Raw genomic sequence first — 20,685 nt, forward strand, 5'->3', positions numbered from 1 at the left:
TCTGGAGCATAGGTAGCGGCGCCCACGAAAGCGAGATTGCGGCTGTGTTGGCGTTGATGTTCGGAGTATCGCGACTTAGCGGCCTATGTGGTTGTATGGGTACGAATGACGGACGAGGCAAGCGGGTTGAAACTCGGCGGTCACCCCGCCTTCTCAATAATCCGGAAAATCGGCGCGCCATACTGCTCCACGAGCCTCAGGCTCATGCCCGGCACCTCCAGCAACTCCCTGGTCGTCTGGGGTCTCTTGGCAGCAATGGTTTGGAGCGTCCGGTCCGTCAGAATCCTGAACGCCGGGAGGCCTTTCTTTTTCGCTTCGCCTAAGCGCCAGGCTTTCAGGGCGTCTTCCAGTTTCAGGTTCCTGGCGGGCGGCGGGGTCGCGGCCCTCGGGGCGGAGGCGGCGTGCTCCAATTCGGCTGCTGGGCGCTTGGGGGGCTTGGTTTCCGATTTGGACGTTGACCTCGGTTTGCGCTCGCGCTTGGGTTTTGCCTCGACCGCCTTGGATGCTTGCCTCGGCGCTCTCTCGGCGCCCGCGGCCGTCTTCTTGCGGCTCCGCTTAGCTTTCGGGATTGCTTCGATTTCTACCGGTAGGCGGAGGGCCGCTACCGCGTCTTCGGCCCAGCCGGCGTCCGAGATGCGGACGCGGCGGAATTCGATTTCCTTGCCGTCCTTGGTGAACGACGTGTCCGTGATCACGATCAGGCCGCTGCGGGCCATGGCTCCGATTAGTTCTTCAAAGGCGCGGCGGTCCAGGACCGCGTCGGGGAAGACCTGGGTGTAGAGGCGGCCGGCCGAGACGGCTTCGATCTTCTTCAAGGCCTCTATGATTTGGGTGGCTCTCGCGGTTTCCTTGGGGGTGGCTTCGCGGAGCTGCTGGGCGATCGTCTCGTCGGGGGCGCAGATGTCGCAGTGGCCGCAGCGGCGGTTCAGGTCCTCGCTGTCTCCGAAGTAGCGCAACAGGGCCAGCATGCGGCAGGAGGAGACTTCGCAGTACGAAAGCATCTTCTGGAACTGCGCCATCTTGTGCTCGCGCTGCTCGATGTAGGATTCACGCCATTGCACGGAGCCGAGGCTGAGGTTTTCGGCGTAGTCGACGACCGCTCCGCCGTGGATCCAGAGTTTTTCCATGGCGATGTCGAATTCGTCTTCGGCCATGCGGACGCGGGCTCGGACGAGGTCCTTGGGCTGGGCGTCGGGGGTGAGCGCCTTGAAGATTTTGGCGACTATGTCCGGTTCGGGGTAGTCGCGCTCGTAGAAGAAGTCGTGGGTGTAGCGATCGGCGTAGGAGTGCATCAGGATCGCTCGGGCGGGGAGCCCATCGCGGCCGGCGCGGCCGATTTCCTGGTAGTAGCCTTCGACGCTGGAGGGCAGGGCGGTGTGGATGACGGTGCGGACGTCGGCTTTGTCGACGCCCATGCCGAAGGCGGTGGTGGCGACGATGACTTCGAGTTTGCCCTGGAGGAAGCCGGTCTGGACTTTTTCGCGGCGGTCGGCTTCCATGCCGGCGTGGTAGGCGGCGGAGGGGAAGGAGCCGGCGAGGAGGCTCGCCAAGTGTTCGGCGTCCTTGCGTTTGGGGGCGTAGATGATGGCGGGGCGGTGTTCGTCGTCCTGGAGGAGCTCGAGGGCGAGTTTGGCGCGGCTGCCGGGCGGGGCTTTGACGACTTCGATGGCGATGTTTTCGCGGCGGAAGCCGTGGATGAGGGATTCGGCGGAGTGGAGGCCGAGCTGGACGGCGATGTCGCGCTGGACGAGGGGGGTGGCGGTGGCGGTGAGGGCGATGACGGGCGCGGGGCGGAGGCCGGGCAGGTGCTGGCCGATGTTGCGGTAGTCGGGGCGGAAGTCGTGGCCCCATTGGGAGATGCAGTGGGCTTCGTCGATGGCGACGAGGGTGGGTTTGCGCCTGGCGAGCATCTCGGGGAAGCCCTGGACGCGGAGGCGTTCGGGGGCGATGAAGAGGAAGTCGAGTTCGCCGGCGAGGTAGGCGTGGCAGGTTTCGCGGGAGGCGGCGCGGTCGCGATTGGAGTGGATCCGTTCGGCGGCGAAGCCCATGGCGTTGAGCTTGGCGACCTGGTCCTCCATGAGGGCGATGAGGGGGCTGATGACGAGGGTGGTGCCGCCACGGGCGACTCCGGGGAGCTGGTAACAGAGGGATTTGCCGGAGCCGGTGGGCATGACGAGGAGGACGTCCTTGTCTTCCATGACGGCGCGGCAGACGGCTTCCTGGTTGGGGCGATAGCCGGGGAAGCGGAAGCGGGTGTGGAGGATGTCGTCGAGGGAGCCGGTGACGGCCTGGCGTTGGGCGCGGACGATGTCGCGGGTGGGGACGCGGGTGTGCTGGGTGCGCTCGGCGGCAATGGCTCCGCTGAAGGCTTTGCCGACGGCTTCGCGGACGTACTCCTCGATGCCGTGGAGGAAGGGCTGGAGTTCGGCCTGGCCGCGTTCGATGCGTTTGAGGTGGGCTTCCCACTGGCCGGTCATGGCGGGGCTTTTTACTTCGGGGTGGACGACCTCGATGAGGCGGATGCCTTTGTCGGTGGCTTCCAGGCTCTTGCCACGGCGCTCGATGAAGCCGCGTTTCAGGAGGACTTCGATGATCTGGGCCCGGGTGGCGGGTGTGCCGAGGCCGCTCTCCTTCATGGCGTCGGAGAGCTCCTTGTCGTCGAGGGTTTTGCCGGCCGTTTCCATGGCGGTGAGCAAGGTGCCTTCGGTGAGGCGCTTGGGGGGGCGGGTGCGCTTTTCGATGGCGTCGGCGCCGAGAACCGTTTGTCTCTGGTTGGGGGTTAGGCCGGGGGGGAGTTCCTGGGCGTCGTCCGTGTTGCCGGGGTCGTCGGTGTCTTCGGTGGAGGCGCCTCGGGGTTTCTTTTCTTTTTTGCGGGTGACGATGTCGAGGACTTTCCAGCCGGTTTGCTGGATGGCGGTGCCGCTGGAGTGGAAGCGGTCGTCGATGGAGTTTGAGCCGACCAGGGGGTCGGCTGCGGACGAGGGCGTCCGCCGTCCTGACGGGGAGGATGGGGCTGGGTTGAGGTGGTTCGTGGTGCCGACCAGGGGGTCGGCTGCGGACGAGGGCGTCCGCCGTCCTGACGGGGAGGATGGGGCTGGGTTGAGGTGGTTCGTGGTGCCGACCAGGGGGTCGGCTGCGGACGAGGGCGTCCGCCCTCCTGACGGGGAGGTTGGTTCGGACGACGGGCGGGATGACGCGGATAACTGGCTGGACGTTTCGGATGACGGGGTGGAGGAACCGGATGACGGGGTGCTTCGGACCAGGGTGATTACCGTGGTTACCGACCAGATGTGGTCGTCGTGCCAGGCGGAGAGGAGACGGCGGCAGATGAGGTCGAAGATGCGCTCCTCCTCGCCGTTTAGGGATGCTCGCTCAGCGGAGACTCCGGTCGGGATGATGGCGTGGTGGTCGGTGACCTTGGTGTCGTCCACGTAACGTTTGTTTAGAGGGCGTTCGCCGGTGCCGGGGGCGAGGTGGGCCTGGTAGGGGGCGGAGATGCCGGCTACGATTTTGGGCAGGGTTTTGGCGACGTCGGCCGAGAGGTGGCGGCTGTCCGTGCGGGGGTAGCTGATTAGCTTGTGGCGTTCGTAGAGGGCCTGGGCCGTGTCCAGGGTACGCTGGGCGCTCATGCCGTAGAGGCGGTTGGCGTGGCGCTGGAGCTCGGTGAGGTCGTAGAGGCCGGGCGGCGGCATGCGCTTGGTCTGGGCCTCGATCTTCTCGATGTGGGCGGCTCCGGTTTTGACGCGGTCGACGATGGCGTTGGCTTCGATGCCGTCGGCGGGCAGGCGGGAGGAAGCGTCGAGGGTTTCGCCGCCCGGGCGGAACCAGGTGCCCGAGTAGGAGCGGTCGTCGCCGGGGGAGAATTCGGCGGTGACGGTGTAGTAGTCCTCGGGTACGAAGTGGCGGATGGCGAGTTCGCGTTCGACGACCATGGCGAGGGTGGGGGTCTGGACGCGGCCGACGGAGAAGTCCTCGCCGTGGCCGAGGGTGTAGGCGCGGGAGAGGTTCATGCCGACGAGCCAGTCGGCGCGGCTGCGGCCCCGGGCGGCGTCGGCGAGGGCGTCGTAGGCGGTGCCGGCTTTCACCTTTTCGAAGCCGTCGCGGATGGCGTCGGGGGTGAGGGAGGAGATCCAGAGGCGGCGGACGGGCTTGTCGGAGCCGGCGGCTTCGTAGATGTAGCGGAAGATGAGCTCGCCTTCGCGGCCGGCGTCGGTGGCGCAGATGACGTCGGAGATCTTGGGGGAGGTGAGGATTTTGCGGACGACCTCGAACTGGTCCTTGGTCTCCTCGCCTATGACGAGGGGCCATTGTTCGGGGAGCATGGGGAGGGTTTCGCGTTTCCACCATTTCCAGTCGGCGCGGATTTCGTGGGGCTGGGCGAGGGCGACGAGGTGGCCGATGGCCCAGGTGACGACGAAGCCGTTGCCGTGCAGGTAGCCCTGGCCGGTACTGGTTGCTTTGAGAACTCTCGCAATGTCGCGTGCCACGGAAGGCTTTTCGGCGATCACTGCGACGCTGAATTGCGACGCCATGCCCGATTCCGAGGATAGCAATGTGGGGTAGGTGGGGGTTTGGATTTGGATGGGCGGGTTGTGGTAGGCGCGGGGTTGGGCCCTGCGAAGAAGACGAGGGGGGCCGTGGCCCGGTCCGAGGAAGGCGCCCGCGTAGCCCGTCGCTTCGCTCTGGGACTGGGATGTGGGGGGCGGCTTCCTCCGCTTTGGCGGCCCGCAGGGCCATGCTGGGGCTCCGTGGAAAGTCGGCGGGTGGGTGGCGATGAGCCTCCACGGGGCCGACCAGGGGGGCGCCGTCCCACGTGTTCCGGCCCGGCCGAGCTTTCTTCTGCTTTGGCGGGCCGTGGGGCCATGCTGGGACTCCTTGCCAGTCGCGGTTCGCAACGGGGTGGGGACCCCTCCCTTACGGTCGGGGTTCGTTGCGGCTTCGTGCGATTTGGCGGACCGGAGGGCCATGGGGACTCCCTGACGGTCGGGGTTCGTTGCGGATGGATCCGGTTCGGCGGGCTGCCCTGCTCAGGGTCCGGCGATGGGGTGGTTTACAGAGGTGGAGATCCTTTGATAGGCTTTTTCAATCTTTGGCTGGGCGCGGCCGTTGCCTGATTTCGATTCTCCGTCTGCAGGCCGCAGTGATTGGGGTGCGCCTGGCGGCGAGCGCCCAGCCTGACTTCCTGCCGGACATGCCTTTGCGGACAGAACGGGTCTGCCGGCTGGCGCCTGGCTGCCCAGGCTATCCGATGGTCCCCCTGGAAAGTGGTATTGCGGAACTGGTTGGAATAGGGGCTCCTCGCCCACTCGAATACGGGATGGAATCGCGGCGGCGATGGGGCAGAGTGTAGGAAGAGCTGGGTTGCGCTCGAGTCCTTCCTTACTGGAGACCACGCATGTCACAAGATTCAACGCCGCAGAAGCGCCTGAACAGCGGAGTTGTGCCCATTCGCAGCGCAGCCGGCGCCAGCCGCGGGCCGATGCAGGCGGCCTGGCCGCAGAGCGCTGGCCGGGATGATCGATGGCTGGTGGAGAACCTGTGGGGTCCGCGGAAGGCCGGACCGACAGAGTTGGGGCTGGCGCGGCCGGCCGCACAGGTGGAGGATCTGCCTGCGCGGATTAAGGATCCATCCAAGACGATTGTGCTGATACACGGGTTGTGGATGGCGCCGAAGTGCTGGGAGTTCTTCTGTTCCTACTATGAGGCGCGCGGTTACTGCGTGCTGGCTCCGGCGTGGCCGCGCATGGCGGACCGGGTGGAAGAGATCCGGCGGGATCCGGAGGCGCTGGCCGGGTTGGGGCTGAAGGAGATCACGGACCATTACGCGCGGCTGATCCGGTCGCTGCCGGCTCCGCCGATCCTGATGGGGCATTGCCTGGGCGGACTGGTGGTGCAGATGCTGCTGGACCGGGGGCTGGGCGCGGCGGGGGTGGCGATCAATTCAGCCACTCCGAAGGGGGTGGTGGGGCTGCCGCTGGGGGTGTTGAGCTCGGTGTGGCCGGCGCTGTCGCGCTCGTTCCACGCGAATCACACGGTGATGCTGCCGTTCAATGTGTTCCGGCGGGTGTTCGCCAATACGATGAGCGACGGGGACGCGATCCGGGTGTATCAGCGGAATATCGTGCCTGGGCCGTGCCGGCCGTTGTACCAGTCGTTGTTCGCGGTGCTCTCGTCGCAATCCGACGCGACGGTGAATTTCGCGAATGGAACGCGCGCTCCGCTGCTGCTGGCGGCGGGCGGGGCGGACCAGTTTGCTCCGGCGGAGCTGAACCGGCTGAACTACGAGAGGTATGGGCGTTCCCCGGCGGTGACGGGGTATCAGGAGTTCTCCGGGCGGTCGCACCTGATGCTGATGCAGCCGGGCTGGCAGGTGGTGGCGGGGTATGCGTTGAATTGGGCGGAAGAGAACCGGCGGCGGGACGGGTTGTCGAGCCTGGCCTGCGGCGGGATTGCCTGAATCGAGTGGGCAATCGAAAGCCCGCGAGGAGGGCCCCGCGGGCTGATGACGAGTGGGGGAATGAGGTAGGGTTTAGCGGCCTTCGCTGGACGGAGGGACGAGGCCTTTGAGGCGCAGGTAAGTGACCATGTTGCCGTAGTGCTCGTAGTCGTGGACGACGTTGAAGTCGAGGACGCCGAGTGCGGGACGCTCAGAGCCGAAGAACTTCACCTTGGCGGCGCCCTTGGCGTCGGTCATGGAGTCGTAGGCTTTGTCGCAGTACTTGAAGGAGTCCTGGAGGGCCTGGACGAGGTCGCCCTTTTTGGTCTGGCTCTTTTCCACACCGCTGGTGGGCGGCTTCTCGCCGAGGGCGGCGGAGCAGAACATGAAATTGGCGTCCGCCACATGGCCGACCAATTGGCCGAACGACCGGATGTCGGGGGTCGGCTTATAACCATACTGTTCCTCGGGCATCTTTTCGGCCGCCTTGACGAGGTTGCTCTTCGCCATGGTGTAGAGGCCCTTGGTGGAGGTGCTGAGCGGGTTGTCGGAGCTCTGTCCAAAGGCGCAGGCCGTGATTGTCAGCAGCAGGGTCGGGATCAGGAATCGCATGGGGGCAGGATGGCAGGCGCGGGGCGGAGAGTCAATCGACGGGCTTGTAAGTTTTCATCGTCCAGCCGGCGGCAGGTAAACGGCGAAGTTGCCGGGTGGGGCAGGCCGTCCGGGCGGCTGGCGGGGAAGTGGCCGCGCACCGGCGACGTGGTGGCGCTACGCTATGGGTGAGCAATGCAGATCTGGTGTGTCCGGCCCGAGGAGTTCGCGCCCTTGCGCGAGGATTTAATTGAGTTACTACAAGATGCCGTCGACAGCGGCGCCTCAGTGGGATTCCTGCCCCCTTTGACTCGCGAGGCCGCGGACGAATACTGGACGGGCGTGGAGCAGCGCCTGCGCAGCCGGGCCATCGAACTGCTGGCCGCGCGCGATGAGTCGGGCCTGCTGGGGTCGGTTCAACTGGCGATGCCGCCCAACCAGAACGGCCGCCACCGGGCGGAGATCACCAAGCTGTTGGTGCACCGGCGTGCGCGGCGGCGCGGCGTGGGCCGTGCGCTGATGCATGCGGTGGAGGTGCAGGCGGCGGCGTTGGGCCGGAAGCTGCTGGTGCTGGACACGCGCAAGGGCGACTTCGCCGAGCGGTTGTATGCCGCGATGGGCTACGTCCGGTTCGGCGAAGTGCCCCGCTTTGCGCGTAGCGCCAGTGGGGAGCTGCACACGACGGTGTTCTTCTATCGGGACCTGGGCGTCGAATAGCCCAGGCCGTTACGCTTCGTTCTCGGCCGTGGCCGCGGCCGGCATGCTGAGCGGGCTGTTCACCGACTCGCTCACGACGAGATCCGCGGGCAGGCGTTCGTGCAACAGGCGTTCCGTGGCTTGCACCTTTTCGTCCTGGTGGAAGAGATCCTGCATGCGGTGATCCAACAGGAGGTCAGTGGCCGCCAGCAGGCTCATGCCGTGGTGGTGGGCCATCCAGCAGCGTACGAGGCTGTACTCGCCGCGGACGTCTTCGCGCTGGACCGAGTAGTCGGCTGCTTCGTAGAAGCCGCGCTGGCTGAGCCAGCCGAGGCGGCGCATATGGCGCAGGTTGTCGAACGCGGCGCGCGGGGTGACCATCAACGCCAGGAAGCTGGCATAGGGTGAAACCACCGGAGACGCGTGGCAGCGGGGGTTCAGCGCAATGGAGGGCAGGCCCATGGCCGCATAGGGGTATTCGACGTGATCGGTGGAGTAGCCGTAGGCGGTTTCCGACCGGCCCCAGGGCGAGCCGGGCAGGCGGGCGTCGCGCTGCTGCACGGCGACCACGCCCTGGCACGTGAGTTCGAGCAGGGTGTCGCGGTGATGGCGCATCCAGATGCGCGGCATGAGGTACTCGAACATCGTGCCGGACCAGGAGAGCAGCAGGCGGTAGCCGTGGCGCATGGTGTGCGAGCGGCCCAGGTGGAACCAGGCTTCGGTGGGGATGTCGCCCTTGGCGATGGCGGCGAAGACGGCCATGCGCGCTTCGGACGCGAGTTGGTCGTAGCAGGACGGGTGCAGGCGTTCGCCTTGTACGCTGTAGCCGATGGCCAGGACCTTTTTGCGCGGCCGGTAGAGGAAGTCGAACTCCATCTCATCGGCGAGGCGGGCGGCGAGGCGTTCGATGGCGTGCAGGCGGCGTGGCTCCGGCGGCGTGGATTGGGCCGCCTCGTGGAGCCTCTGCAGGAGCTGTTCGGCCCACCAGGCGGAGCGGCTCGTGAGCTTGGTCAACTGGGCCGCAATGGGCCGGACGAGGGCCTCCAGGGCGGGTATGGGCCAGGCAGGCGCCTGGGGGGCGAGTGCCCGGGCGAAGCGGAGCAGTTCCGTGGTGAGCTGGGGCTCCTCTTCGGCCAGGACTTCGATGTGATCGAGGATGCCGCGCCACAGCCTGGCGGGCACCGGGGGCTTCTCCTGCCATTCCCGGCAGGCCTGGGCGAGCGTCCAGAGACACACCACGAGATTGCCGCTGTCGACGGTCGAGACCTCTTCCGGCTCGAGCGCCTTGAGGGTCCGCGTGTCGTACCAGTTGAAGAAGTGGCCCCGGTAGCGCTTCATGCGGAGCATGGACGCGAGGGTGGAGCGTGTCTTCGTGGTGAACTCCTCGAGAGAGAGGTAGCCGAGCTCGACGGCCGCGATGCGCGCGTTGAGCAACAGGCCGATGTTGGTGGGGGAGATGCGCTCCGCTTCCCGCAGGCCTTGTTCGCGGACGTTGTCGGGAATCAGATAGTGATTGCGCGCGGTGCTGAACTCCTGGAAGTAGCGCCAGGTGCGCAGGGTGAAGCCCCTGAGCACTTCGGCTTCCTCCGCGTTGAGGGACCGGATATGAGAGGGCGGCTGGCCGTTGAGCCAGCGCGAGACCAGCGGGGAGACCAGCCAGAGCACCAGCATGGGCAGGGCGGCCGGCAGGGCGTCGTCCGCGAAGAAGACCAGGAGGCACGTGAGCGCCAGCACCACGAGCGGTGTCGTGGCCAGGTATACGTCGGCCGGAGCGCGTTTGCGGCGCACGGTTTCGGCCTGCGCGGCGGTCTCCCACTCCAGCATGCGGCGGCGGGTGATGCGGGTGCGGATCAAGGTCCGGACAATGGCGTCGAGGGCGACGAACGACTGGTGCACGAGGAACGTGAGGTCGAGGAAGGCCGCGATGTGGTCCTGCACGAAGGCGGATGCGGCGTCGCGCAGGGTGGTGGTCATGTGCCCGGGCTTGAGCCGCAGCGGCAGCATGAGCAGCGAAGTGTAGGCCGGAATGAGCAGCAGGGCGATGCTGGTGAGCGTCCAGTACAACGCGGGCGCGGGCAGGAAGAACCAGCCTGCCAGCATCAGCATGAGCGTGGCGGGCTGAATCAGGCTGCGGCGCAGGTTGTCGAGGATCTTCCAGCGCGAAATGATCGGGATGGGGTTGGGGATGATGTTGCCGAAGAAGTCGGGCACGAAGGGCAGCAGCCAGCGCATGATCTGCCAGTCGCCCCGCACCCAGCGGTGCTGGCGGCGGCTGTAGGCGCTGAAGTGGGAGGGGTAGTCGTCGACGACCTCGATGTCCGAGACCAGGCCGGCGCGGGCGTAGATCCCTTCGATGAGGTCGTGGCTCAGGAGCTGGTTGCAGGGAAAGCGGTTCTCCAGCACAGCGCGGAAGACGTCGATGTCGTAGATGCCCTTGCCGGTGAAGATGCCTTCTCCAAAGAGGTCCTGGTAGACATCGGAGACGGCTCTTGTGTAGATGTCGAAGCCGGTGTGGCCTGAGTAGATGGCGGCGAGGTGGCTGCGGGAAGCGGATCGGATGCAGACGCTGACGCGCGGCTGCAGCACGCCGTAGCCGGCGGCGACCATGTTGGTGGCGGCATTGATCACAGGCCGGTTGAGCGGATGAGCCATGGTGCCGGCGAGCCGGGCCGCGGCGCCGCGCGGCAACTGGGTATCCGTGTCGAGCGTGATGACATAGCGGGCCCGGCAGATCGCGTCCATGTCACCGGTCTTGACGGGGAACGAATCGGCCGCGGCGCGCAGAAAGCGATTGAGGTCGAGCAGTTTCCCGCGCTTACGCTCCCACCCCATCCACTTGCCTTCAGCGGGATTGAAGGCTCGGTCGCGATGGAGGAGGAAGAACGGCTTGTGCGTAGCGTCGCCGTAGCGCTCATTCAGTTCGTCCAGGAGGCCGGCGCAGACGCCCGCGAGTTCGTCGCGTTCGTCCACTTTGGTGGAGGAGTCCGGCGTGTCGGTCAGCAGGCCGAAGTGGAGATTGGGCCCGCGGTTGGCCAGGAAGCGGACTTCCAGATCGCGCACCAGGGTGTCGACCTGATGGCGGTTCATCAGCAGGGTGGGGACGACGACCAGAGTGGCGGAGTCCCGCGGGATGCCGTCGGAGAAGTCGAGCTTCGGCAGGGAGCGAGTCTCGGTGAAGTGGCTGACGAGCGCATTCATCAGATGGACGGCGGCGTGGGTTGCGGGCAGCAGGGTGAGCAGAATGCCGCCCAGCAACGGGGTCATGGCGTTCAGGCCGCTGAGGAGCAGGGCGACGATGAGGAACGTCGAGATCTCGACGCCGCAGAGAAAGACCGCGGTGGGGCTGTTTCGAAACGCGTCGGAGATCCACTCCATCCAGGGCACGCGGTAGCCGATCTGCTGCTTCAGTTCGGGCAGGCCTTCGGCGAAGAGGTAGTAGCCGCAGTGGCGCGTGCGCTCGGATTCGCCCAGGCTGGCGAGTTGGATCGCGGCTTCGGCCACTTCCCGCTCATGCGCGGCGGCGTGGGTGGCGAGGCGGGCGATCCGGCTGCGGTACTGGTCACGGCTCTCGTAATCCATGGCGCTGTAGGCGCGCGCGGGATCCCCAGCGAGGATGGCGTCCACCGGATTGAGGCTTTCGAAGAACTCTTTCCAGGGTGTCTCGCCCAGCATCCGGATGGCGTCCAGGGTGCGTGCGAGCCAGGGGCAGGCTTCGCCCTGCACGGCGATTTCAGCCGCACCGGCGACGCGCTGCAGGTAGACCAGTTGCAGCGCCGGCTTGAGCGCCCACAGCTCGCCCATTTCCAGGTCGCATTCCTGCAACAGTGCGGAGGTGAAGGAGATGAGTTCCACCTCGTCAAAGACGCCGCGCTGGACGCTGTCGAATAGTTCGGCCGCCAGCAGGATGCGCGCTTCGCCGTTGACATGCGGCTGCTTGCGCATTCCGATGGCAGCGTCTCCGGCCTCCTGCAGGGCGGTGCGCAGCAGGTGGGCGCCGTCGCGCAGCACGGTTGCGTTGGCGTCGGTGCGCGCCAGTTCCTTTAGGGCGGTCCTGACGCGGCTCAAGATCGTTTCGGGGCGGTGACTGTGTCCGCGCGGGCTGGTTGTCCACAGCGCAACCTCGCGGCGGACCACCTCTTCCCATTCATTTGTCGTCTGGTTCTCAATGAGCATGGCTTCCCCTAGCGGTAACTTGCAGCCTGTAGTTCGAACATGGCGGAGTACCGGCCTCCCTCGGCCAGCAATCGTTCGTGGCACCCGTCTTCCACCACCCGGCCGCCTTCGAGGACCAGAATGCGGTCAGCCATGCGCACGGTGGAGAAGCGGTGCGAGATCAGCAATGCGGTCTTGCCTTGCGTCAACGAGGCAAAGCGTTGGAAGAGATCGTATTCAGAGCGGGCGTCGAGGGCTGCGGCAGGTTCGTCCAGGATCAGGAACTGGGCGTCGCGCATGTAGGCGCGCGCCAGGGCCACCTTCTGCCATTCGCCGCCGGAGAGATCCACTCCGCCTTCAAAGCGGCGGCCCAACTGCTGGTTGAGTCCCTGCGGCAGGCGATCGATAACATCGGCGGCGAGGCTCTTGCGGGCGGCTTCCTTCACGCGCCGTTCCCGCTCCGGGCCCTGCATTTCGATCTGGCCCACGGCGATATTGGCGCGCGCCGTCATCTCGTAGCGAACGAAGTCCTGGAAGATGACTCCTATCTGAGAGTGGAGGCTTTCGAGATCATAGTCGCGAAGGTCGACCCCGTCGAGCAGAATCCTGCCCTCGGTGGGGTCGTAGAGACGCGTCAGCAGTTTGACGAGGGTTGTTTTGCCTTGGCCGTTCTCGCCGACCAGTGCGACGCGTTCGCCCGCGGCGAGATGCAGGTCGAGCCCCTCGACGACGCGGCGCGGGTTGCCGGGATAGCTAAACGAGACGTGTTCCATGCGGAAGCCATCGCGGATGGCGCGCGGCGCGGGCAGCGCGTGCGGTTTGGAGGTGATCTTCGGTGTGACCGAGAAGAAAGCCAGAAGATCGGTGAGGAACAGCGCCTGGTCCGCGATGCTGGCGAAGGTGGAGAAGATCGACTGGATGTTGGAACTGGCGCCGGCGATCGCACCGGCGAGGAAGGTCATGGAGCCGGGGGTGATGGTGCCCGTGGCCGCGCGCCAGACGACGTACACGTAGGCGCCGTAGTAGCCGGAGGTCGTCAGGAGGGAGAGCGCTGCTCCGGCGAAGAGGCGGCGGCGGCCCAGTGACGTGTTCTGTTCGTAGATGCCGTTCGAGAGCTCCTCGAACTGCCGCGTGAAGTGGCCGGCGAGGCCGAAGAGCTTGAGTTCCTTGGCGGATTCGCGGCTGGCGCCGAGCACGCGCAGGTAGTCGATCTGGCGCCGTACCGGGGTCTGGCGAAGGCTCAGCGAATACCCGAGAAAGGCGAAGTGGCTTTCGCCGAGAAATGCCGGCACGATGCAGGCGATGAGCAGCACGAGCAGCCAGGGTGAAAACCAGAAGATGGTGGCGCAGAAACCGGCGGCCATGACGACCTGCTGCAGCAGCGTGCCGGTGGCGTGAACCATGCCGATGCGGTCGGTCGCCTGAACGCGGGCGCGTTCCAGTTTGTCGTAGAAAACAGGATCCTCGTAGCTGAGCAGGTCGAGGCGGGCGGCTTTCTCCATGATCCGTATGCTGAGATGGCGGCTGAACCGGTCGGCCAGCAGGCTGTCGAGGAAGCCGATAGTGCGTCCCGTGAGGCCGCCCAGCAGGGCAAGGCCGAACTCCGCCGCGACCCACGCCCAAAACCATTCGGGCAGCGGTTGATTCTTGGACACCTGTACGATGCCGTCGATGATCACCTTCGAGACCGCCAGCATGGCGATGGGGATCACGGCGCCGAGCAGCCGCAACGCGATATTGCCGCCCACCACCAACCGCCCCGACTGCCAGACGATTCGCAGTACCGGCGGGATGTTTCGCAGCGCGCGCGCGCGCTGCGCCCACTGGCTGGAATGAGTGCTGCCGGGTGGTCCTGATACACGACCGTTGGGATTCAATGAGGTCTCCAGTAATGAATTCGCCAGGACGGTAATTCTTACCGCCGCTCACGCTGGCATTCGCCCGAATCCGCGGAGAAACGTTCTGCAACGCGGTGTCGAGGCGGCACCTGCCATTTGAATGGCAAATACAAGTCCAAAGTGTGCGGTGAATGGGGAAGCGGCCGGGACGGGTGCGCGCTTAGGCGGGAAGGGTTGCGCGGCGCCGCGATGTGCAACATCGGAAACGCCGCGCGGAGAGGTGCTTAACGCGAAGAAAAATGCGCGAGATCAACCTTTCAAATCGGCGAAAGCAGCCTCGATTTCCTGGCGTGCTTCCGGTGAAACGGGGGTGAGCGGCAGGCGCACGGGCCCGCCGTAATAACCGTTCAAATCCATGGCGTGTTTCAGGCCGGGGATGCCGTATTTCGTGGTGACGAGGACGGAGGCCCGGGCAATGCGGCGCTGCCAGTCCATCGCGGCGTCGAACTCGCGCTGGCGGTGCGCTTCCCAAATGGCGATGGTCGAATAGGGAGCGGCATTGGCATAGGCCAGCACGGCGCCCACCGCGCCGACGGCGAAAGAAGGGGCAAGAGTGGGCGCCGAGCCCACAAGGACCTGGAACCCCGGCTTCGTTTCGCGCAGCATCTGCATCACCTTTTCAATGTTACCTGAACTTTCTTTAATGGCGATGATATTCGGATGGTGGCTCAAAGAATTCACTGCGTCGGCGGGGATGTCGACGCCGGTGGCCTGGGGCCAGTTGTAGATCATCAGCGGGATTTTGGCCTGGTCGGCCACGCTGCGGTAGTAAAGGGTCTGCGCGGCGGCGTTGTTGATCAGGTTCTTGTAGTAGTGCGGGGTGCGCACCATCACGGCTTTGTAGCCCATCTCGGCGGCGCGGTTGGTGAGCATCACGGTCTCACGGACGCTTTCTACGCCGGTACCGGCCATGAGGATCTTGTCCGAGGCCGCGTATTTGGCGACGAGTTCGAACATCTGGAGCTTCTCCTCGACCGTGAGGTGGACGCTCTCTCCGGTGGAGCCGCAGACCACATAGCCGGCCAGTCCCGTCTTGTTCCACTTGGTGACATTGTGTTCGACCTTGGCCGTGTAGATGTCGCCGTCGTAATTGAAGGGTGTGGCGATGGGGGGGAAGATGCCGTGGAGTTTCATTGCGTTCTCTCTTCAGGATAGAAAAAGGCCCGGCGCGAGGCCGGGCCTTTTTTCAAACCGCTTATGCGGAGACTACTTGCCGACGTTGATCAGGGTGAACAGCGCCAGGGATTCGATGAAGGCGAGACCGAGGATGAGCAGGATGCGGATGGCGCCGGCGGCCCCGGGGTTGCGGGCAATGCCTTCGACGGAAGCGGAGATCGCTTTGCCCTGCGCCAGGGCGCAGAGGCCGGAAGCGATCGCCATGGCGAAGGCGCCGGGCAGCACGAAGGTGCCGGTGGTTGAGCCCGTCTGGGCGAAGGTCGGGACGGCGATCATCATGAGCACCATCAGGATGAGAATGTTGCGAACGGTCATTGTTTGCTCCTTACGAACTGGCTGCCAGGAGGTGGTTGCCTGCCACGCGTTGGGACGCCGGGGCCTCACACTGACGGCCGATAAAATCGATTAGTGGTCCTCGTGCGCCACCGACTCGCCGACGTAGACCATGCTGAGCATCATGAAGATGAACGCCTGGACGAACGAGACGAAGAAGTGCAGCCCCATGAAGATCACCGGAATCACCCAGGGCACCATGCCAAGGAAGCCCATCGTCACCTGTTCACCGGCCAGCATGTTGGCGAAAAGACGAATGGTGAGCGAGACGGGCCGGATGCAATGGCTGATGATTTCCAGGGGGAACATGAACCAGGCCAGCCACCACAGCGGGCCGCAGAAGTGTTTCAGGTGGCCCAGGACGCCCTGTTCCTTGATGCCCTGGCCGTTGTAGTACAGAAAAGTGGCGATGGCCAGCCCGGCCGGCACGAAGTAGTACATCGTGGGCGACTCAAACGTCGGGACGATGCCCAGCAGGTTCGAGAGCAGCACGAACAGGAAGATCATGGAAAAGAAGGCGACTCGCGGTTTGGCCCCATGGCCGATGATCTCGTGCGCCTGATCGCCCACAAAGGTGTAGACGTTTTCCATCACCAGTTGCAGCTTGCCTGGGCGGTCCACTGAGAGGCTGGCGCGAACTACGACCGCCACCAGCATCAGCAGGCCGATGACCAGCAGCTCCATCGCCATGTAGTTGGACCACGGCTTGAGGGCGTCTTCGGTGTGAAAGCCAACCAGTTGGAAGAGTGCGTTGGCCGGCGCCGCCAAATAATGGTTCAGCAGCGCGGTAAACCAGAGTTCATGCTCGTGCATACAGAAGTTCGATGAGGACTTCGAGAGTCGCCGCCGTCACTGCTAGCGTCAGGCCGCAGGCTACAGCGGGGACAAAAGACCCGTAAGTCTTTACGATAGCATAGGCCGCTCCGCCCAGGATGATCATTCTAAAGGCGTGGACGAACAACGAGGCCTTGTGTACGGTCTCGCCTTCCACCACCCTGGTCACGTCGGTCACCATGCGGTGCAGCAGCCAGAAACTGAGGCTCGAGATGGCCGCTCCGCCCAGGAAGCTCAATGTCCCGGCCAAGCCCTTCACCAGGAAAAAGATAAGCGCGCCGGCGAAGGCCAGAGCCGCCATGAGTTGGACAATGCGGCGGGTGATGCGTGCGTAATCGAGGTCGGCGGTCACTTCTTCTTGTCGAGCCCCTCGATGCGGGTGGCTTGGCGGACGGTCTCATACATGCCCAGGCCGCAGCCGAGAATCAGGCCGGCGGTGTCGAGCATGGAGGTGTTCCAGGCGTGGTTCAGATACTCGCCGGCCTTGTAGCAGATCCACCCTGAGATGGGGGTGATCAGTGCCAGCCCGGAGTAGGCTCCGGCCTTCGCATAGGAACTCATGCCGGACCGGGGTTTTTCTTCGCTCACGGGGCCAGTATAGCGGCAATTCCGGATGGCGGCTCCGGTTGAGTTGGGGGCGGGGACAAAAGAAACCGGGAGAGGGAAGTTGTCCCTCTCCCGGAGTGAGCGTACTCGCGTACGCGGTTGAGAATCGGAGGAGGAGTTCTCAACCTTCTGACGTTTTGATGAAGATTTGGGGCGAATGGTTACGGGGTGGCTGTACCCAAAGTGAAGCCCAGCTCCTGTAAAAGCCGGTTAGCTTTGTAAACTTTTTGCAGGGCTTCGATGATCGCCTCACTGCAGACGTGCACGCTGCGCGACTGTTTGTCTGTGTAAACAAAGCGGTTAGGCAGGCTCTCGATGTTCCCGTCGAAGAGGATGCCGACGATCTCGCCCCGCGTGTTCAATGTGGCGCTGCCGCTGTTGCCGCCGTGTGTGTCGTTTGTAGTAACGAAGTCGAAGTGGGTCTTCAGGTCAAGCGCGGCCTTGGCTTTGACCCAGGCAGCCGGAATGACGAACGGATCCTGCGTGCTTCCTTTTGCGAAGAAGCCTGCAAAATCAGTGGCATACGGGATGGCCTTGCCGGCGTTGTCCTGGTAGCCGCGGACGTCGCCATAGGCCAGCCGCATGGTGAAGGTGGCATCGGGATACTCGCTGCCGCCAAAGGCGGAGAAGCGGGCCTGGGCGATTCGGGCGGAGGCGCGTGTGACCACGCTTTCCACCTGATCTTCGTAGCGCTTGCGGAGCTCGCGGGCGGGCTTATCCAGGATCAGCGCCAGTTGGATCATCCCGTCGCGGGAGCCGCGGACCTCTTCCATACTGGCGGCGAGGCGTTTCCGTTCGGCGACCAGCGGCAGCTTACTACTCTGTACGTAGTATTTGGCCGCTTCGGCCGGGGTTCTGCCCGCCAGGATGGCCTTGACCGTGGCATCCGATTCCCCCAACTCCTTTGCCAGGAAGGAGAAGTAGTTTTCCAGGACGACCTCTTCCATGGCGGGGTAAATGGGCGCGGTGGAGTACATAGCCTGCTCCAGCGAGGGCAAGGCAGCGTCGGTGAATTCGCGCAGGCGCTGGCTGTCGGGCTTGGGTTTCTCCTCGGCATAGCGGACCACGTCGCGGGCGATTGTCAGCAGTTCGGAGCCCCGTGTGGCGCCACGTTCCAGCAGCCAGAACGGCGCGTAGAAGGACCGGTAGTTCTGATAGGTGGTGGCCAGTTCATCCCAGAACTTGGCGAACTCCTCCGCCTTGGCCGGGTCCTTGGCGATTGCCGCCTTTAAAGCCTTCTCTTCCTTGCGCTTCACGTCCATGAGGCTCCTGTCGTTCAGCCCGGTGAGGAAGCCTGTATAAGCCTTGTAGCTGTTCTGATTGCCGAAGAGATTCTCGCCGGCGATACGCTTTTGTTCGGGCCCTTTGGCCATGTAGGTTTCCAGGGCTTCAATGAGGGACTTGAGGCGGCGTTGGATGAGCGGGTAGGAGGCCTGGCCGGAGAATTCCAATTCAGAAACGGTCATGAGGCGGCCGGTGGAGCCGGGATTCCCGGGTACGAAGGTGAGGTCGCCCTCCTTGACGCCCTGTTTGGCCCACTTGAAGTAGTTGTCCACGTGGACGGGTTTGCCATTCTCATAGGCGCGGAAGAAGGTGATGTCGAGGTTATAGCGGGGATAGGTGAAGTTCTCCTGGTCGCCGCCGAAGAAGGCCACTCCGAATTCGGGCGCCATCACGAGCCGGATGTCGGTGTACTTGCGGTACTGATAAAGATGATAAAGGCCGCCGGCGTAAAGGGTTACCACGTCACAGCGGTTGCCGGTGGCAGCGCCGCAGGCCTTCTCGATGGCCGACATGGCCGCCTTCTTCTTTGAATTGGCTTCCGAGGCGGGCGTTTTCGGTGTGATGCCGGCGGTGACCTTGGCGGTGACGTCCTCAATCTTGAGGAGCACGTTCACTTCGAGGTCGGGGCAGCTTCGTTCCTCGGCGGGCGTGCGCGCGACGAAGCCATCCTTGATGTAGTCGTTCTCTTTCGAGCTCAATTTCTGGATGCAATCGGCGCCAACGTGGTGATTTGTGAAGAGCAAACCGTCGGCTGAAACAAAGCTGCCGGTGCCGCCGCTGTTGAAACGGACGGCGCTGAGGCGCAGGTGATCGAGGAACTGGTCAGTGACTTGGAAGTGATACTTACTCTCGACGGCCTGTTTGGGAAAAGCGTTCAGCAGCCACATGCCCTCATCGGCGCGGCAGAGGCCGGCGGCGGACAGCAAGACGGCTGCCGCGACGCTAACTTGAATCTTGAATCTCATTTCTACAATTCCTTCTAACTAGCTATAAATGCGAAACTTATTGGTTTCTAATCGTGTAGTAGTCTTCACAAACACGACCCGTCTATGCGATACTGCAAGTTACCCTGTAGACAAAGCTATGACGCAGTTGGGCGAGGCAACAGCCCGCTATCATAAAATCCTGGAGCAGGACCCGGAGCGCAATGCGGCCTGGATGGCCCAGCTGCGCGAACAGTGGAAAGCCCGCCATCTGATGGTGAGTGGCCGCCCGGTTTCGCCCGTACTGCGTCCTCATTTTCTCAGCCGCCGCCAGTATATCAATTTGGTGAAGACGGCCGAATCGCTAAATGCCTCCATCGACAGGATCCGGAAGATGGCGGTTGTTCAGCCGCATCTGATGTCGCGCATGGAAATGCTGCCGGCGGAGAAGATGCTGGCTTCGGTGGATCCCGGGTATTCCAACTGGTCAGTGGCGTCGCTGATGGACACGCAGGTGAACAACGGTACGGTTCATTTCACCGCGCCGCAGGCCGATATGCCGCACGGCATGGTTTACGGCGATGCGCTGTCCGAGTTGTTCTACGACGCGCCTCCGGTGAAGGAATTCCGGAAGAAGAACAAGATTGCCAAGGTGGGCGGCGCGAAGCCCTTGCTGACGGCTACGCTGAAGGCCTGGAAGGAGTTCGGCGGCAAGACGCTGCCGAATGTGGCGATTCTCGAGTTCCGCCAACCTTTTGCGTCGATCGACTCACACGAATATACGCTGCTGGTGGAGTTGTTCCGCAAGAACGGATTGCAGGCGGAAGTAGTGTTCCCTGAGCAGCTCGAATATCGAAACGAGATCCTGCGCAAGGGCGATTTCACGATCGACCTGGTCTATCGCGGAGTGCGAGCCCACGAGTTCCTGATGAAGTACGACCTCACGCATCCGCTGGTGCGCGCCTACCGCGAGCGAAAGGTGTGCGTGGTGAATAGCTTCCGCACGGAACTGACCAGGAAGAAAGCGCTGCTGGCCCTGCTGACCGATGACACGCTCACGGAGAGTTTTCCTCCGGCTGAGCGGAAGGCGATCAAAGAGTCGATTCCCTGTACCCGCGTAGTGGCCGCCGGCCGCACGACGTGGAAAGGGCAGACCGTCGATCTGCTTGATTTCATTCAGAAGAACCGCGAGTCCCTGGTGCTGCGGCCCAACGAGGATTCCAGCGAACTGCACTCCACCGAAGGGTGGCAGGCTGACAGCGCGACCTGGGAGCGAGCCCTGCGTCAGGCGGTCAGGACCCCGTATGTTGTTCAGGAGCGGGTGGCTCCCGTGCCGATCAGCTTCCCGGTCGACTACTACGGTGACATGGTTTACCGCGACCTGAATGTCGACGTCAGCCCGCACGCTTTCATGGGCAAGATCCAGGGGTGTTCCTCCAAAGTATCGGCGGCGCAAGGCAACTTCTCCACGATCACCGGCTTAGCGCCGACGTTCATCCTCGAAACCAAGTAGCCGCCGGATGTGTGCCGGCGGCAGACTGTCCGGCCCGAAATCTACACAAATCGTACGATCGGACTCATTTGCGGAGTCTGGTCCGCAGGGGCAGAATTGCCGGAATGTGGCGGAAAGCGGCAGTGGCCGCACCCATTTTCTGGAGGTTTTCTCCCGAATCCAGTAGCGTATTGCGCGCGCGGCCCGACTCCGTTTGGTAAGGTGTTGATTTCAATGAGGAGTGAACCAGGTAAGAGTAGACTG

Annotated in this window: 13 protein-coding genes; 3 read left to right on the forward strand and 10 right to left on the reverse strand. The window is 64.0% G+C overall.

The window, feature by feature from the left end:
- Window positions 1-140 precede the first annotated feature (140 nt).
- Window positions 141-4,532: a RecQ family ATP-dependent DNA helicase gene (locus IRI77_RS34405; RefSeq protein ID WP_194449447.1), complete on the reverse strand. Its 4,392-nt coding sequence runs from the start codon at window positions 4,530-4,532 to the stop codon at window positions 141-143.
- 863 nt (window positions 4,533-5,395) lie between these two features.
- Between IRI77_RS34405 and IRI77_RS34410 the strand changes: the two genes are divergently transcribed.
- A complete protein-coding gene (locus IRI77_RS34410; RefSeq protein WP_228486472.1) occupies window positions 5,396-6,457 on the forward strand; it encodes an alpha/beta hydrolase in 1,062 nt (353 codons plus the stop codon).
- A gap of 72 nt (window positions 6,458-6,529) precedes the next feature.
- Here the strand turns inward: IRI77_RS34410 and IRI77_RS34415 are convergent, their stop codons facing one another.
- Entirely contained in the window at window positions 6,530-7,048 is a 519-nt protein-coding gene (locus IRI77_RS34415; RefSeq protein WP_194449448.1) for a DinB family protein, read from the reverse strand.
- A gap of 174 nt (window positions 7,049-7,222) precedes the next feature.
- On the opposite strand from IRI77_RS34415, the gene IRI77_RS34420 reads away from it, so the two are divergent.
- Window positions 7,223-7,744, forward strand: a complete 522-nt coding sequence (locus tag IRI77_RS34420) for a GNAT family N-acetyltransferase (RefSeq protein ID WP_194449449.1) — start codon at window positions 7,223-7,225, stop codon at window positions 7,742-7,744.
- A 9-nt stretch (window positions 7,745-7,753) separates the two neighbouring features.
- Here IRI77_RS34420 and IRI77_RS34425 read toward each other — a convergent pair whose 3' ends face one another.
- From IRI77_RS34425 to IRI77_RS34460, 8 genes are all read right to left on the reverse strand, one after another.
- Window positions 7,754-11,896, reverse strand: a complete 4,143-nt coding sequence (locus IRI77_RS34425; RefSeq protein ID WP_194449450.1) for a glucoamylase family protein — start codon at window positions 11,894-11,896, stop codon at window positions 7,754-7,756.
- 8 nt (window positions 11,897-11,904) lie between these two features.
- Window positions 11,905-13,752: an ABC transporter ATP-binding protein gene (locus IRI77_RS34430; protein WP_228486473.1), complete on the reverse strand. Its 1,848-nt coding sequence runs from the start codon at window positions 13,750-13,752 to the stop codon at window positions 11,905-11,907.
- A 270-nt stretch (window positions 13,753-14,022) separates the two neighbouring features.
- Window positions 14,023-14,907 (reverse strand): dihydrodipicolinate synthase family protein, encoded by an 885-nt coding sequence (locus IRI77_RS34435; RefSeq protein ID WP_194449451.1) that lies wholly within the window; start codon window positions 14,905-14,907, stop codon window positions 14,023-14,025.
- Between the two features lie 72 nt (window positions 14,908-14,979).
- Window positions 14,980-15,264 carry an ATP synthase F0 subunit C gene (locus tag IRI77_RS34440; protein ID WP_194449452.1) on the reverse strand — a complete coding sequence of 95 codons (285 nt, stop codon included), beginning with the start codon at window positions 15,262-15,264 and terminating at the stop codon, window positions 14,980-14,982.
- A 90-nt stretch (window positions 15,265-15,354) separates the two neighbouring features.
- The gene (atpB, locus tag IRI77_RS34445) at window positions 15,355-16,095 is read right to left on the reverse strand and encodes a F0F1 ATP synthase subunit A (RefSeq protein ID WP_228486474.1); all 741 of its coding nucleotides are present in this window, start codon (window positions 16,093-16,095) and stop codon (window positions 15,355-15,357) included.
- A complete protein-coding gene (locus tag IRI77_RS34450; protein WP_194449453.1) occupies window positions 16,082-16,468 on the reverse strand; it encodes an ATP synthase subunit I in 387 nt (128 codons plus the stop codon). Before IRI77_RS34450 ends, atpB begins: the two co-directional genes overlap by 14 nt.
- A complete protein-coding gene (locus IRI77_RS34455; RefSeq protein WP_194449454.1) occupies window positions 16,465-16,677 on the reverse strand; it encodes a hypothetical protein in 213 nt (70 codons plus the stop codon). The genes IRI77_RS34450 and IRI77_RS34455 overlap by 4 nt, the downstream gene beginning before the upstream one ends.
- A gap of 206 nt (window positions 16,678-16,883) precedes the next feature.
- Complete coding sequence (locus IRI77_RS34460) at window positions 16,884-18,971, reverse strand: S46 family peptidase (protein ID WP_194449455.1); 2,088 nt, start codon at window positions 18,969-18,971, stop codon at window positions 16,884-16,886.
- A gap of 118 nt (window positions 18,972-19,089) precedes the next feature.
- Between IRI77_RS34460 and IRI77_RS34465 the strand changes: the two genes are divergently transcribed.
- On the forward strand, window positions 19,090-20,442 hold the full coding sequence (locus IRI77_RS34465) for a hypothetical protein (protein WP_194449456.1): 1,353 nt from the start codon (window positions 19,090-19,092) through the stop codon (window positions 20,440-20,442).
- Window positions 20,443-20,685 lie beyond the last annotated feature (243 nt).

It is taken from the genome of Paludibaculum fermentans, from assembly GCF_015277775.1.
Lineage (GTDB): Bacteria > Acidobacteriota > Terriglobia > Bryobacterales > Bryobacteraceae > Paludibaculum > Paludibaculum fermentans.

Coding starts and splice junctions, on each gene's coding strand:
- IRI77_RS34405 (WP_194449447.1), bottom strand. CDS start 4,532: ATGGCGTCGCAATTCAGCGTCGCAGTGATCGCCGAAAAGCCTTCCGTG.
- IRI77_RS34435 (WP_194449451.1), bottom strand. CDS start 14,907: ATGAAACTCCACGGCATCTTCCCCCCCATCGCCACACCCTTCAATTAC.
- IRI77_RS34440 (WP_194449452.1), bottom strand. CDS start 15,264: ATGACCGTTCGCAACATTCTCATCCTGATGGTGCTCATGATGATCGCC.
- IRI77_RS34425 (WP_194449450.1), bottom strand. CDS start 11,896: ATGCTCATTGAGAACCAGACGACAAATGAATGGGAAGAGGTGGTCCGC.
- IRI77_RS34465 (WP_194449456.1), top strand. CDS start 19,090: ATGACGCAGTTGGGCGAGGCAACAGCCCGCTATCATAAAATCCTGGAG.
- atpB (WP_228486474.1), bottom strand. CDS start 16,095: ATGCACGAGCATGAACTCTGGTTTACCGCGCTGCTGAACCATTATTTG.
- IRI77_RS34420 (WP_194449449.1), top strand. CDS start 7,223: ATGCAGATCTGGTGTGTCCGGCCCGAGGAGTTCGCGCCCTTGCGCGAG.
- IRI77_RS34415 (WP_194449448.1), bottom strand. CDS start 7,048: ATGCGATTCCTGATCCCGACCCTGCTGCTGACAATCACGGCCTGCGCC.
- IRI77_RS34455 (WP_194449454.1), bottom strand. CDS start 16,677: ATGAGTTCCTATGCGAAGGCCGGAGCCTACTCCGGGCTGGCACTGATC.
- IRI77_RS34410 (WP_228486472.1), top strand. CDS start 5,396: ATGTCACAAGATTCAACGCCGCAGAAGCGCCTGAACAGCGGAGTTGTG.
- IRI77_RS34460 (WP_194449455.1), bottom strand. CDS start 18,971: ATGAGATTCAAGATTCAAGTTAGCGTCGCGGCAGCCGTCTTGCTGTCC.